General features: G+C 36.4%; 10 protein-coding genes. All 10 read right to left on the bottom strand.

The features are described 5' to 3' along the window. Positions 1-25: 25 nt before the first annotated feature. On the bottom strand, positions 26-1,213 hold the full coding sequence (locus tag YQ22_RS02130; protein WP_156894520.1) for a TlpA family protein disulfide reductase: 1,188 nt from the start codon (positions 1,211-1,213) through the stop codon (positions 26-28). 104 nt (positions 1,214-1,317) lie between these two features. Beyond that, positions 1,318-2,715: a hypothetical protein gene (locus YQ22_RS02135; protein ID WP_156894521.1), complete on the bottom strand. Its 1,398-nt coding sequence runs from the start codon at positions 2,713-2,715 to the stop codon at positions 1,318-1,320. Positions 2,716-2,722: 7 nt separating this feature from the next. Next, positions 2,723-3,820 (bottom strand): glycoside hydrolase family protein, encoded by a 1,098-nt coding sequence (locus YQ22_RS02140; RefSeq protein WP_071339896.1) that lies wholly within the window; start codon positions 3,818-3,820, stop codon positions 2,723-2,725. After that, positions 3,820-5,772 carry a hypothetical protein gene (locus YQ22_RS02145; RefSeq protein WP_071339897.1) on the bottom strand — a complete coding sequence of 651 codons (1,953 nt, stop codon included), beginning with the start codon at positions 5,770-5,772 and terminating at the stop codon, positions 3,820-3,822. Before YQ22_RS02145 ends, YQ22_RS02140 begins: the two co-directional genes overlap by 1 nt. A gap of 218 nt (positions 5,773-5,990) precedes the next feature. Beyond that, complete coding sequence (locus YQ22_RS02150; protein ID WP_071339898.1) at positions 5,991-7,343, bottom strand: alpha-L-fucosidase; 1,353 nt, start codon at positions 7,341-7,343, stop codon at positions 5,991-5,993. Positions 7,344-7,370: 27 nt separating this feature from the next. Then, on the bottom strand, positions 7,371-9,740 hold the full coding sequence (locus YQ22_RS02155; RefSeq protein ID WP_071339899.1) for a PDZ domain-containing protein: 2,370 nt from the start codon (positions 9,738-9,740) through the stop codon (positions 7,371-7,373). A gap of 10 nt (positions 9,741-9,750) precedes the next feature. Beyond that, entirely contained in the window at positions 9,751-10,653 is a 903-nt protein-coding gene (locus YQ22_RS02160) for an alpha/beta hydrolase (RefSeq protein ID WP_071339900.1), read from the bottom strand. Beyond that, positions 10,643-13,471 (bottom strand): heparinase II/III domain-containing protein, encoded by a 2,829-nt coding sequence (locus tag YQ22_RS02165; protein ID WP_198033507.1) that lies wholly within the window; start codon positions 13,469-13,471, stop codon positions 10,643-10,645. Before YQ22_RS02165 ends, YQ22_RS02160 begins: the two co-directional genes overlap by 11 nt. Before the next feature lie 7 nt (positions 13,472-13,478). Then, complete coding sequence (locus YQ22_RS02170) at positions 13,479-15,485, bottom strand: glycoside hydrolase family 97 protein (protein WP_083414177.1); 2,007 nt, start codon at positions 15,483-15,485, stop codon at positions 13,479-13,481. Beyond that, positions 15,485-16,318, bottom strand: coding sequence for an alpha/beta hydrolase (locus YQ22_RS02175; RefSeq protein ID WP_071339901.1), 834 nt, complete (start codon positions 16,316-16,318; stop codon positions 15,485-15,487). The genes YQ22_RS02170 and YQ22_RS02175 overlap by 1 nt, the downstream gene beginning before the upstream one ends. Between the last annotated feature and the right edge of the window lie 4 nt (positions 16,319-16,322).

The following is a 16,322-nucleotide window of genomic DNA, read 5'->3' on the forward strand; positions in this document are numbered from 1 at the left end:
GCGGTTGTTATTCTAAATTAGGTCGTTATTTTATTACACTTTTAATTTTAACTTCTAATTGTTTTCCTCGTAAACCTTTAGAAATAATAATTCCTTCTGGATCCAAAAGAATAGTTTGAGGGTAACTCTTTATCCCATACTTCTCATTTATTTTATTGATATCATCAGATACTATTTGTGGCCAAGTAATTTGATGTTTATCTATAATGTAATCTATCTGTTCTATTGAACTATTACCTGCAATACCAAGTATTTCAAATTGGGTCGTATCCATTTCAGAATACATTTTTTTAAGATGAGGAAATTCCTTTATACATGGAGCACAAGTAGTTGCCCAAAAATCTAATAACACATATTTTCCTTTGATACTATTGAGCGAAATAAAATTTTCAGTTTTATGTTTCTTACCTGTGAATTCAATGGCCTTAAAACCTATTTGTGTAGAATTTATTTTCTCTTTAGCTCTATCAATTTTTTCTAAAACCAAGGTATATTCTTTTATATGTATACCTAGGTTTTTATATATGTTGTCTCCGATTTCAAGGTATTCATTATTTGCAATAAAGTTTGACATATATGCATCTTGATCTTGGCTTATACTTAAATTTTTCTTGGTTAGATGAATATCTTTAAATGATAAGTCCATAAAATTATTTGATTCAATTGCAATTTCTGTCCCATCTAAACTCGCTTGGGCAAATTGTGCAAAATTGTATAACAACTGATTATATTTTGGCATATGAACTATTAATAGTGGTGCACTTATATCAGTAATTTTATTATTAATTATACGTTCAAAACTAACATCAATAGCATTACTTTTTAAAAGTGAATCTTTATTCATTTGGAACATGGAGCCGTTTATTTTAGGAGGATAAAAAATAGCGTCATCACTAAAATCATAATTATTATTGGCATCAACAATCATTTTAAGTTCACCATTAGACCCATTTTCGTAAGCAAATGCAATCCTATTTTTAATTGCCCTGTCTGATTGATGCGTAACTATTTCTCCAACCTTAACATCTACCCATTTTTCAGGTAGCCCAGACACTTCTAATTGTGTGGATTCTCTCCCTCCTTCTATTTCGGAATATGCATGAATAGCCCCAAAACCCATCCAAAAAGGACCATAGCCATCTTGCATTGTAATTGGTAATTCTATGATTTTATCATCCGAACAACTTATTACAACTGATAGTATTAAAAGCAATATTTTATGTTTTAACAGTCTCAATTCTTTATGCTATTATTTCAAATTATGTATTCACATTAATCAATTTCTTTGGGTGTAATATGGACTAACATCATTGGATTTTATTTGGGTTTTGAAACCTTAACCACTTCACCTTCACTTTTTATTTCGGGATTTTTGGTACCAGGAAATAAAAGTACTTTCGCTGCAGTTTCATTCTCTAATTTGATATCAGTGGCATGCATGACCGCATTTTTATGGAAGTTGCCATAGCCCTCCCAAACCGATAATTCTATCTCTAAATTTTCTGGTATGTAAGCTGGGTCTGCCGTTTTAATTATTACTTCATGCCCCGTACCATTAATTTTCGCCAATAGATTATTGGCCAAGCCATTTCTGCTATCTAAAATATTCATTTCTACATATGCCCCTTTGGCATCTGTATAGGGTACGCAAAATGCTTCTGCATATTTTGCATCTGCACTGCAATTAATTACTGTATCTGCATTACCTATGTTATATCCGGTAGCTACGCAATTGCGTACCACACAATCAATAATTTTATCGCCAGATGTGCTTAAACCCGTGCAAATACCTCTTCGCATTTGCGTAACCGTACATTTTTTTACTGTTGTATTCAAGGTTTTATGACCGTTGTATTCCGGATACATTCGGATTCCGTCTTCACTTAAAGAAATAATCTCATTTGGCAGAATTTTGCCATCTCTACCTATAATTGTTCCTTCAACATAACCGGGTTTATGTTCATGTTTTGGCTTTAATGCGTAAAAATCCCTATCAAAAAGATAACCTGAAGTTTCCTTAAGAATGGCATTTGTTGTTCTAAGCAAACCGTCTACATGGCAATCTTCTATCAACGTATTCTCTGCACCTTGTAAAAAGATGGCATGCCCCATGGCTCTCATATGGACTTTACAACCTATCAATTTTGCATTTTTTGCGGGATAACCTACACGAATACCGTTCATTTTTCGAACATCACCCCCACCTAAACCATATAAACTTCCATAGCCCCATGGACTAGATCCTGCCGTACGGATTTCTATATCTTTAAGGGTAACATCATCACCAACTACATTGAATATTTTATTCTTGCTCTGCTTACCTGGTGTATCTCCATAGGTTTCAATATACAAACCTACAAGCGTGACATTTGTACCAGAAACCTCAATGGCACAATACATGTCATTACCATCATTACTAGATTCTAGATCATTACGACTAAACAATTTTGTATCGACCATAAATCTTGCCCCAGTAAGGTCAAAGTAGCTGTTATTACCTGTAAACTCCATAAACCTAATTTTCTTAGCATCATCTATCTGATAATTGCCTGCTGCCAGTTTTACCTTTACATTGTCCTTATTCAAGTACTTTTTGAATTCAGAAAGTGTTTGTACTTCTATGACCTCCTGTTGGTTATCTACAACATAGATCATAAACGATGTTGTTATCGCAAAAACCGATAATAGAAAAAGAACCTTACCTATTAATTTCATGTGTGTATTATTTATTACCTGTTAGTGGTATTACCATATTCCATGTTTTTGTACCATTACTAAATCCTCCTGGACCATCCATTGTGGCAAAGAAAATATAGGTTGGCGCTCCATCTTCAACTAAAACAAACGGTCTTTCCAACTGACCTTGCTCAATAGTTTGTCCGTTATTCCAAGTTACTTCTCTGGTATACGCCAAGGGATTTTTATCCAATGCCCATTGAATTCCATCTTTAGAATGTGCTAGCACCCCACCATGATACCCATCTGTAATTGCACCCGTCATATCTTTCGCTATCATATGAAAACCATTATCATCGCTCCATACATGTGGGTCTTCCACTTCCCCAAATTTATTTGCCGAGAAAAGTGGTTCATTACCAACAACGCTATATTTACCGTCAAAAGAATCTGCCGTAGCCACACCTATAAACTGGTCAGTGTGCGTAATTTTATCTTCTCTATAGCTTCGACCTTTAAATAACAATACCACAGAACCATCTTTTTTAATCAAAGGCGAAGGATTTGAAGTAATATAGCTGTAAAAAGAATCTGGTTTTACATCTAAAATTGGAGTGTCTAACCGTTTCCATGGTCCATTTGGACTCTTAGAAGTGGCTAAACCTACCCTTTTACCCCATCTACCGGCTATGCACCATTTGCTATCTAATGTTAGCGCATCTGAATTTTCTTCTGTCAACTCTTCAAACGGATGGGTAGATCCCATATAATAAAGCAAATAATGCTCTTTATATTTCACAATCTTTGGATTATGACAAGACCTACCATCCCAATACTGTGCACCCCTAGCTCCAAGCGCTACATCTTTAAATTCATAAGGACCTTCAGCTGAATCTGAAACGGCATGTACAATTTCAGAAGCGATCATCCACCCAGGATGAAACTTTAAATATTTTGGCCATCTTGAAGCATACATATGATATTTTCCATCTTCTCCCTTTATCACAGAACTTCCCCAAACCCAATAATCTTCCATAATGAGTCCGCCTTCAACTGGTGCTACACCCAATTTATCTAAAATATTGTTTTGGCTATGAACTATAGAAACAAGTAAACAGCAAATCACTAAAAGTCTATTTCGCATTATGATATTGGTGTAAATTTGATGGTCAGAATTCCCTCTACACTAGGTTCAGTAAACTCTATTCCAATTTTATAAGCAGGACCGCCTTCCCTTAAATGTTCCACTGGTACTTTTTCATCTTTAATGTGAAATTCAAAACCTTTTCCCTTAATCTCGGCTTTTACTTGCTGGTTGGCTGTCTTTAAAATAACGGTTTTACCATCTACAATTTCATATTCATTTAAAGTCATTATTGCCGATCCAAAACAAATAGGCTCTGTTGCTACAAAATGATCTTCAATTATAATGGTGCCTTTACCAGACTTATTATTTGTTACCGTCCTTTCCAAGGTTTTTAGCATTGGTAATTCATAGGCAGGTAAAATATCCATAACCACCTTATCTATTTGATCACTGAAATCTGTTTCCGTAATAATTCCCTTAAATTCAATTCCGTTAGACTGTAAGGTGTTGTTGACCATGGGTACGGGATGCCCCCAAGAACTTCTGGCTTTATTATCCGGAGAAAAAGATCCTGCCCTATATGATGGCGCACCTATGTCTCCTGCTATAATTTCATCTTTCAATACCAGGCTATACGTACCCACGTCACTATGATTGTGATTTTCGGCATTATGACCTGCTTTTAAGGCAATTGAAAATGGAATTTCTTGCTTTCCCCTTGAAATGACCATTCCAAAATCATTGAAGTATGTATGATCAGGTAATTCCGATGACTTCGATTTTTCAACAACTTGAAACATTTCTGGGTATTGCCAAGCGATTAATTGCTCTGCTGCTTCCTCCATTCTTATTTCGGTTGGTGGAATGGCACCGTAATGCTTTGCAGATAAAACATCGGCGAAATTACTACCCTTTCTTGAGATGGATGAAACCCCATCTGAAAACGGAGAACAAACATTTTTCTGAATTTCAAATCCTTCGGGAAAATTGCCAACATTCTTCATTTTTTCGGCAATATTGAAAATAAATAAATCTATACTTCCATTAGTATAATCATGTAATATTTGAGCCAAATACAAATAATGCCCAAAGCCATAACCCCAATATCCCAAACCTTCTGAACAATACCCATCATCACCAAAACCGCTTAAATAATACGCCATACTATTAAGCGCAGAACCTACAGTTGCCAAACGCTTCTCATAACTTTCTGAACTGGTGATCGTGGTCAACACCGTGCCACTGGTACAAACGGAATTCCAATTACTGGTACTCTTTATCCACTTATTATTCTCATCTAAATACTTTGTACTTTTCAAATAAGAATCCGTAATACGCCTTTGCAACTGTTTATGAATTTCATCTTGTAATGACTTTGGCAATTTATCTTCCAACAAATTTTCAGCCAATGCCAGTACACCCCCAAATTTTCGTGCACCCAAGTCAATGGATATTCGCCTACCTTCTAAAACTCCGTTTTTATCATCATCATGATTAGGGTGCAACCATGATTTCATACTCATTATAGCTTTGCTATACGTCTTGATCTGTGGTAAAAAACGTCCTTCGTTCTCCAGACATTCTGCAAGAATAAAGCGTTCTAAACGATCCATAGTTCTGTAATACCTTGGTTTGTAAATACCCCGGTTACCTTCTTTATTGGCAAGTCTATAAATACTGTCCGTAATGGGTACTTCGGGTTTTTTATCTAAAAGCTCCAATGCCTTCGACAAGTATTCTTTACCTGAGCTCGTTTCTGCAATACCTTTCCAATACTCCCTATTCGATATTTTAGGTGCTGGCTGAAATGCTTCTCTTGGCATTATTTCTTTAAGCATTACCAATTGCTTGTCAGTAGGATAAATAGTGTCTTTATCTGCAAGGCTTAGATAGACATTCATATCCAATTTTAAAGGCTCCTTGTTATTTTGACTAACGCAAGAGAATATCATTATCAACAGCAAAGTCGGAAAAATGGTTTGTCTTGTTTTATGGAATAATTTTATCATAGTCTAATTTCAAATAATACTGAAATGTGAAGGCAAAAAAAAACATTGCATCACTTTATTAAGCTGATAGCAATGTTATCTTTTAAATTGAAAATGTTTTTAAATCATAGTCCTTTAACTATAAACTATGATGTTTTCTATATGAATTGGTAATATCTGATTGATTGTAAGATTAAAAATAAAACTCACCACTTATCAAACAACCTTCTATCCTATATTTAACTACTTAATTTTAAAACTGTTACAAAATCTTCTTTTGAAGTTTCGGGCAATTCCAATATAAGGCCTTCATCTGTTGTAGTAAAATTGATTTTAGTTTGAGGATTGGATAAAAACGATGCCTTTTTCAACTTAATCGCCTTGTTCAACTTCAACTTTCCATCTTCTGGCCAATTGAAAATGTGTGCATAAATAACGCCATCTTTTGAGGTATACCTACCCCACTCCGGCATATCAAATGGGCTAGCTTTTGCCCCATAAACTGCCTCGCCATTGGCATCTGTCCACTCACCCAATGCTTTTAACCTTCTAATACTTTGTGATGGAAACCTACCGTAACCATCAGGACCAATATTTAATAAGAAGTTGCCCCCTTTTGATACGATATCTACTAATTTTTGAATGAGATCTTCACTACTTTTCCATTTGGTATCGTCTGGTTTGTAGCCCCATGTACCGTTCATGGTCATACAAGCTTCCCAATCTTCAGCAATACCGGTTGCTGGTATCTCTTGTTCAGGTGTACCAAAATCGCCTGCAAAATTACCTTCACGATCCATGCCTTCCATACCTTTTCGTCCTTTGTCCACTCTATTGTTTATTATGGTATTGGGTTGCATTTCACGAATAAATCCGTACATATCCTTACCCATTTCCGTGGTATAATCTGCGATCCAATCACCATCAAACCAAACAATATCAATATCGCCGTAATTGGTAAGCAATTCCTTTACCTGTGGCTTTAGGTAATTTTCATAGTATTGAGGAAACTCTGGATTAACCACGGTCTGGTCTTTTTGACCTGCATTATAGTTTGGAAATAAATTGCCTTGTGCTTGAGGATGATGCCAATCTACTATGGAATGATATACACCAAATCTAATGCCTTGCTTTCTTGAAGCTTCCGCTAGTTCCCTAATAATATCACGTTTAAATGGTGAGGCATCCATAATATCATAATCCGATACTTTTGAATCCCACAAACCAAAACCATCATGATGTTTAGAAGTGATAACAATGTATTTCATACCGGCATCTTTTGCCATTTTCACCCAGTCATCGGCATTAAACAATTCTGGGTTGAACATTGCCGGAAACTTCTCATACTCTTCTATGGTATAATCTAATTTATCCATAGCCCATTCTGCGCCACCGCCTGCAATTTTCTCTCCTCTTTCCCCTCCAATTATTGAGTATGCACCCCAATGTATGAACATACCGAATTTGGCATCTCGCCACCATTCCATTCGTTCATCATCAGATAATTGCACCACTTTTTTGGTTTGTGCACAACCAGTATTCATACTAGCTACCAGTACAAATGCCGTTAGTATTTTAGTTAATTTCTTCATGTCGTTGTTGTTTACTTAATTTGATTATTATTTTGTTTGAATTGTTAGTTTTTTCTCTGATTGATTACGCATGACCACTACCTCTAAACTTCCTTTATTTTGATGGTTTTGGTTCATGGTAAAAAAATCTTTTACGGTTGAAATAGGTTGCCCCTCTACCGCAATGATCACGTCTCCTTTTTTGAGTCCATTATTCTGTACCGCGGGACTCTTGTTCCAAACTCCTAAAACGATCACTCCTGCCGCAGAATTTAATCCGTAGGCAGATTGCTCTTGTTCAGAGTCTACACTTTTTAAGCTGTTACGAAGCCATTCTACAGTAGGACTCTTATCTTCCACCAACCTGTTATTGGAATTAAGAACAGGAACTGTAGGAGTCTTCGCTTGTTTCTTTAATGCAGGAATTTGTACTCCAAACTCATTCATTGGAAAATTTTTAAACCCTATTGTCGAAGCTAAAGAATCCGCAGTTACGGTAAAATCCAATGTTGAGGGATCTTTAAATTGTGGATCACCATAAGTACTATGAATATCCCTACTATAAATTTGAGATTTCATCATACTTTCTTCATTAGAAAATAAATTATAGTCCAAATCATCTCCCCAGCCCTTTAAACCTACATCTTGATATGCTTTGGCAACAATGTTGTGTTTAAATACATCTAAACTATTGGCAAACCATACATGCGGATGCAGTGAGTTGTTCACCAGAATATTGTTCTCTACAACTCGCTCAAAACCCTCTCTGAGCTTAATACCATTATTTAAACAGAGATTATTGTAAATATGATAATTAGAAGATCCATCGTCCAGATCAATATCCCAACCGTGATCACATCTAAATCTATTTTGGCGAATGGTCGTTGTTTTTATAGCATCCCAAGTATACATTTTGGGGTGCTCTAAGGTCATGCTATCCATCACTTTTCTATTAGGGTGCCAAAAACGATCGCGGCCCCACGAATTAAAAGACCCATGGTCACTGGTCTCCAGTACGGTATTGAATACATCATTTTTTTCAATTAAATGACCGCCCCAGGTACCATCACCAATGTTTATACCTGCCCGTGGTACGTCATAAATACTATTGGAACGTATGGTGATATCCATAGCCATGGCAATTTGTACACCCGCTGTTTGCTTTTCGGTTCTACCGATACGATGAATTAAATTATTCTCTACCAAGCTATTTCTTGGGTATAGTTCATTTTTTGGACCGGGTAAAGTATCCATCTCCGAATATGGAACAATTTCACCATATTGAAAAGCCGGTGACCTAACGGCAGAAGGATCACCTATAAAACTAATGGCACTGCCACCGCAATCATAGATATGATTTTCGGTTATTCTCAAGTCAGCATTATACTTACTGGCCAGAATGGCATTACCGCCTAAATCTTTAAGAATACTATTTGTTATGGTACAATTTTCAGTGCCTTCAAAGAACACTACTCCTCCGCGATAAATAGTCCAATCGCTTCGCAATAATGGCTCATAATTTTCCATAAAAGTACGTTCCGTATGCTGTAAACCAATGTTTGATATAGTAACATTTTTAACCGGATTTTTGGTCGTACCAATAACCTGAATCAAACTTTTTAGGGTAGAGACCTCAACCTTGGCATTTTCCAAATTAATACTAGCAGCAGGATAATAATATAGCTTGGCATTCGCCTTATCTAAAAACCATTCGCCTGGTGCATCTAACTCTTCAAATACATTCTCCACCATACGGTATTCTTCATGTGGCCTTGATGGTCTGTTATTTTGATGCCCGCCCTCCAATTTTGGTGTACCATCTTCGTTCAACCCTATGATTTTATAATGAAACCCGCCCCATCTGCCATAATGTAATACATGAAAATACGCACCAATGGGATTTTTCCACGTAGCTACTTTTTCTTTACCAATAGCATCTGCAGCATGCCCTTGCCAGTACCCCCCATTCTCATCATAATTTGGGTATCTCGCCAATATTTGTGGTTCGCTATCAATGATCAATTGATCAAAACTTAAATTTTGGGGCACTTGTGTTACGTAGATATTTTCATTGAACTTCTGCCATTGTGCCACTAGTTTTCTAGATCCCTTAAGTATTACCTTATCCGGATGAGCTCCAATTATGGAAAGTCCGCTTAAAGAGCTATCTATCATTATAGGCTTATCCAAATAATATTCACCTTCTAAAAGATTAACGTTTACATGCGTATTCAAAGAAGTTGATTTAATTTCTTTCGCTTTTGTCAATGCATTTGAAATTGTTGTAAAAGGATTGTCCATACTGCCGTCACCGGAAGCATTTACATTGACATCAACATATAAATCAACGGTTTTTTGCTCTGTGGTACATGAATACACAAAAGTTAAAATCAAAACCAAAAGACAATATTTTCTCATAAATTTTATGTTATTCTATTGTTGGTTTTCCTTTAATATGACCTAAAGAATTTAAAAACTTGTCTGCCTCAATAGTGGTTTTTATATAATATTCTTTTGTTTTCACCTTCGGATTAAAGAATCCATGACCTTGCCCTTCATAAATAAAAACATCACATCTACTACCTACCGCATCCATTTTTGATTTATACTCTTCTGCCACAGAAACCGGTATTAAATGGTCCTGAGCACCTAAAAACAGTAATGTAGGCGGAGCACCTTTTTCTATATGATGTATAGGTGAAATATCCAGATAGTTTTCACCCATTCTCTCATGCTGAAAACCTCCTTCACCCGGACCGTTATCCACTACGGCATTGTACAATATTACTGCGCTTACCTTGGTATCTATTTCTAAATTGTCCGTGATTTCATTTACTCCCGGCAATAATGCTACTGCCGCGGCTAAATGTCCACCAGCAGAACCACCTGCTGTTACCATACTTGTAGTATCTACTTGTAAATTAGCCGCATTCTCCTTTAAATACCTAACTGCAGATTTTGCATCTTTTACGGATTCATATGGTGTGGTACCATGTCTACTTTTTACCCTGTAATCTGCCAATACCGTTACCATGCCCCTTGAAGCAAAATACCCAGCTTGTGCCCTAAACTGGTCTAAGCTACCACCATTCCAACCTCCTCCAAAATAGAATACAATTGTTGGATATGCTTTTGCGGTACTCCAATTATCCGGAGAATATAATTGCATTTTTAACGTATCTCCATCTACTACCTTATACACTAACTCTTTTAAGTCCTTACCAGGTATGGTTGTACTCCAATTGTTCTGTGCCGTTAAAGGACCACCAATTAAAATGACCAATACGATGAGGCTGCGAGTCAAAATATAATATGCCTTTTTATTTTTCATTATTACTACTTTGAAATTTGATAACAGCTTTTGCGTAACCTTTTGATAATCTAAATTCTAATTGCTCATCATTGACCCAGCTTTTCAATCCTTTGCGTGTGTCAATTAACTCATTATCTTCATAGATATATAATGTTGCCTCACTACCGTTTTTAGGTTTAGGTATATTCAAAACAACAGGCTGATCGTTCTGCAGTATTATTTCATTTTCTTTAATGTCGAATGAAAAAGTCACTGGGGCACCAGATGCCTGAATTCCCCAATTGTTATGTTCATACCTGTACATACCTGAAAAAAAAATAAAAGAAGGTTGCGCTTTGTTTTCTTCGGTTCTCGTTATGGACAACAATCCTTTTTGATACAGATCACCTTGATCATAAATAACACTTTCATTTTCATTTAGTACAATGTTATCTTGCGTTGCCTCATCTTTAAATTTTACTTGTATCTGTTGAGCAGTGCTATTTTCTATTTTTTGAGCATATTCAACTTCTAAAATAGGATTATCTTCATCTGTTCCTAAAGGGTTAAATACCATGGCAAACGGATTCTCCCATGCTTCGGCATTTCGTTGAACGATTAATGTTGGTATTGATTTGTTCAATAATTCTTTTGGAGAAGTACCACTTGTTATCGCTTTAGACTTGGGCGCCATTGCTGAATAAAGTGTTTGATCGGTACTGCCCTTTACCCAAACTTCCATTAAATCTGAGGAACCATCTTCTGCTGTTAAACTGAAATTAGCCCTAACCGCTTTGGCGGTTGTCAACTTCTTTTTTTCAGTGAGATAATCATATGCCTTTAAATCACCTTGATGACTCCCTAAATCTTGGGTATCTTCCAATTTCAAAACCTCTTCACTTGAACTGATCTTTAATTCAGCTCCAAGGTTGTGATAAAAATAATCATGCCTTTGCCCATCACTACCTGGTTTTCTAGACCTAAAAACATCAACGACATAACCGGCTCCTGAAGGACCTTTTATCAAAGATGTAAATCGTAATTGCCGAGCCTTGGTTTTAGGTTCAACAAATGAAACATTAGAAAAAGTAACTTGATCAAAAATTGGGGTTTCACCAGTTTTGGGGAAACTATTTTCCAAATGAAATGGATGATGGCTTCTCATAGGTTCATAATCCGAAATACCATTGACTACCACCGTATTATGTGCCGGCATTCTGGAATAGTATTCTGTATGATCTTTGTGCCAATAACTTGACCCTTTTCCCATATCTGGTGCAAGTACTGATCCCTTGGCAAACAACTCTATAGATATACCGTTACTATGGGCATGGTTACCATAAGATCCTGTTGTGGCAACCATCATAGCATTTGCTTCACTACCCAGTCTTTGATTGAACCAGCTTACGTTTGGTGCGTAAAATGTTGGCGAAACCAATGGAAGATCAAATTCATTTTCCTCCTCATTTGGCACCACATTATTGACATAGAAAAATAATTGAAACAAGTCTTTAGCTTCCCTTTTATAATCGCCATCGGCAATCATATCGTTCAGTAAATTGGCAATTATGTTCCGTTTTTCGTTCGCACCGTATTTCTGATAGTTGGTAATCAATAACTCAAAATTTTCAGCAGGTAATTTTTTATGTGCAGAATCTCCAAATCCAATGGTATGCCCAGAAGGAAACAAATACTGAAAAGATGCCAAAGCTGCTTTTTCAACTATAGGAAAATTAGATAACTCATTGGCATTGGTAAAATGGTCCAAAAGGGTTATTATATTTAATAAGGTAGTAATTACATGCACTGAATAAGATGCAGACTCTGGCCATATACCATTTTCTTGATCGTAGACCAACAATGATTCCTTTATGGAAATTTGTCTTTCGGTTGACGTATTAAAAGTATGCTCTAAGTAATACTCCCTACCCTTACCATTTTTGTAATTACTATTTGGTTCTAAAACCAAGGCCACATAAGTAAGAAAACGTGCTTGAAAAAGATTCCAGTTATTATTGGGCACACCATTCTTAATAATTTGATCACCCCATTTTTGAAACACAGCTTCTGCATTTGAAAGGTTTATTTTCTGTGCCTTTAAATGATCATATAAAAAGTCGTACGTGGTAATGAGATGTATCAGTATTTTTTCATGGATAACCTCAAAAGTTGCAAGCCCAGAAAGAAATTGTTGATTGGTATTTGCCAAGTCTATTGGGGCATCTCTGTGGTACATACCCTCAATGTAAGTTGCAAAAACAGGGGTAGCAAAATCCGCATATACCCTATCGCCCGTTACCCAATATAAAAAGGCTGCATCTTCTACTAAAGACATGATCTTGCGGTTAATACCTTCAATGATATGACCAGATTCTTTAGGTGCTACCCATTCCTTTTTACCCGTCTTTTTATGCTCTAAATACAGTCCCTTAGGGTTGTCCGTATACGGAGTTATATTTTCTAACGAAGGAGATCTATATTCTGTTGCCCAATCTCTTGTGCCAGAAAAACGAACAGTGGGCACAGATGACTTACCACCTGAATGAGAAAAATCACCGCCTTCTAGATACACTTTATCATGCTTGGTTTTCCAGTTCATTTGTAAACGAGACACCAACCATTCCTTATCATTTTTCCAAAGGGCTATATATTTTTGTAACCGTTCTTTTTTACGTGCTACCAATTCCTTTTTCCATGGAACATTTTCAATGTTTTGAAGAAAAACGGCTTTGTTTTGATCGGTTGTATAAATTCTAGGATGAACACTTTTTTGACCATATACCATTATACCCCCAACTATAACAAATGCTATTGTCAACCATATACTTTGGAATATATTCTGTATGCCTAATTTCATTTTCGTTTTACTTAACCGGAATTATATGCATGGTAAATCCGTTATTAGGTTTTATCTCTAAATCTAAAGTTTCTGTACTTGAAAGCTGCAATTCTTCAATTTTTACTTTTGTACGGGTTTCAACCGTTTCATCATCAGTATATAATTTTGCCTTATAGGTATCCCCTTCCTTTAAAAAACTGAAATCGATTTCCAATTGCTGAGGAGCCGTTCCATTGATTCCGCCTACAAACCATTCCAAGCCTTTTCTTCTTGCCAATACTCCAATCTCCCCTACCTTGGCATACAACACTTTTGTTTCATCCCACGTTGTGGGTACATTATCAAAAAATTCCAGTTCGGGTTCATTGCCTATGTGCTTGGTATCTCCCCATAGCCCATCATTTTTCTCTAAAGAAGAAGCAGGCTTGTCATACCAATAAAGCAATTGCAGCGGACTAAATAGACAAACAGTTTTTGCCAACTGAGATGCATGCGAGCCCATTTTATTTACTCTGCTATTATAATAGCAAACCGTATTATCCGCTGCGCCTGCCAACATTCTTGTAAACATGGTGTTTAGTGTCTGCTCATTCGTAGGACTTTCCTCATCACCCTCAATACCTTCCTGTGTCAATAAATTAGGATATGTTCTTGAGAAACCTGTGGGTCTGTATTCATCATGTACATCTACAATAAATCCATATTCAGATGCCTTTTTGATAGCATTATGCAACCAAGCGGTAGCTTCTTGATCGCCAACACGGACAAAGCCAAATTTAATTCCTGAAATACCCCATTTTTTATACAGGGGCAGTATATCATCCAATTGCCTTTCTAAAGCCCTTCTATTGACATATAAGATTATACCGATTCCTTTCTCATCGGCATACTTGGTGATGGCTTCAATATCGAACGGACCTTTGGATCTTTTAGGATCCAAGGTTATGGTCGTAGCGTCTGATTCTTCATACATTTCATTACCGTACCAACCAGCATCGAACAAAACGTATTGCATGTTGTGTTCCGCAACAAAATCGATCGCCGTCATACCTCCTTCTGTTGTTAGCGTGGCTTCTCTCAATGCCTTTCCCGGGGTTACCCAAGAATCATCTTTTAGTTGATTAGGCTCACTTAAGTTTTGAAGTATATAATTGTTTTCTAATAATTTACCTTCATTTTTTGCCATCATTACCACACGCCATGGCGATTGAAATGGAAGTTGCTTCTTTACTTTGAACACATCGTTCTTACGTTCCGAAATTAAAGCCCCCGTGATGGTATCCTGAATTTCTTCTTCCATTTTACCATCTAAAGTTGATAGCACACTGTTATTGGAAGCACCTTTAGAAAAACTTAAACGGGCATAATCTACCAAATTTGCTTCGGCAAGAGCTATTTTGAGGTTTTCATCAATTTCAATTAACAAAGGTCTTTCTATACCCGTTTCTATCTCTGATAACGGAATTTTTTTATACTCGCCTTGTGCTGTTAAAACTCCTTTTTCTCGCTTTGGAGTAGACCACATCATATGGTCTTTCTCAAAATTATAATAAATATTTTCATCTAATTCCAGGCTCTTGATGTCAGCTTGTACAGGAATTTCATAAGCAAAGGCCACACCCTCATCATACGCCCTAGCAATGAAATTGACAAGTGTTTTACCTTTCTTTAGATGGATTTTTATTTCTCGATAATTATCTGGTACTTCGCTCAATTCTCCAAACCTTGTTGTCCAGCTATTTTCAACATTATTTTCATCGACTCTCAATACGGACCAATCTCCTTTCAAATCAAAATGGTTGGTAGAAATTTCCAATACGGAAGGAAGCAAGACTGGCTTACCTTCATACATAATATCAAATCCCAATCCGTTAGAATGGTCACTATGATAACCGGGGAAAACTGTAAATACATTTTTACCATTTGGTGATGTTACGGTATATTCCGGAACCTTTGAGCATGACAAAATCAATGCAAAAACTAGCAGTAAGCATATTGAAGTTCTACTTATTATAATTGAGTATAAATGCATTATTGGTCAGTTGTATGATTATTAAAAAACTCGTTGAAAAACAACAATTGATACTTAATTGAATTTCTCCAATAGTCCGGATTATGTTTTCCTGGGCGTTCTATATATTCATGCGGAATTTTTCTTTCCATTAATTTTTCGTGTAACCTCTTATTATCTTCATAGAAGAAATCTTCAGTACCGCAATCTACTTGAAAAACCAACTTCTTATCACTGATCAAATGCACCAAATTGATTACACTATTGTTCTCCCAATACTCAGGATTTTCGGCAAAACTGCCCAAACGATCTGGTATTCCCCATTTTAAGGCGTAAGGTCTAATATCTACACCACCACTCATACTAGCGGCAACACCCCAAACGTCATAGTGTTTAAAAGCTAGGTATAAGGCACCATGACCACCCATACTGTAGCCCGTTATAGCTCTTGCATTTGCATTTTTAACAGTGTTGTATTTATCATCAATTTCAGCGACCAGTTCTTTTGACACATAGGTCTCATATTTGAAAGTAGGGTCTATAGGGCTGTCCAAATACCAACTTTTTACATCTCCATCTGGGCATACAATAATGATATTATATTGATCAGCATACGCCGTTAACTTTGGTGCTACTTTTAGCCAAGCTTTATAGTCACCGCCAGCACCATGTAATAAATAAACCACTTTATAGGGAGTATTCTTTTTTCCATATCCATTGGGAGTGATGACTACATTTTTAATGTCCTTGTTCATTGCTTTGCTGTGTACGATCAATGTATCAACACTTGAAGCCGTAACCATTAAGGCCATATGAAACAGCAATGCCAATAAAAAATATTTCTTGTTTCCCATTCTT

It is taken from the genome of Maribacter sp. 1_2014MBL_MicDiv (assembly GCF_001865655.1).
Lineage (GTDB): Bacteria > Bacteroidota > Bacteroidia > Flavobacteriales > Flavobacteriaceae > Maribacter > Maribacter dokdonensis.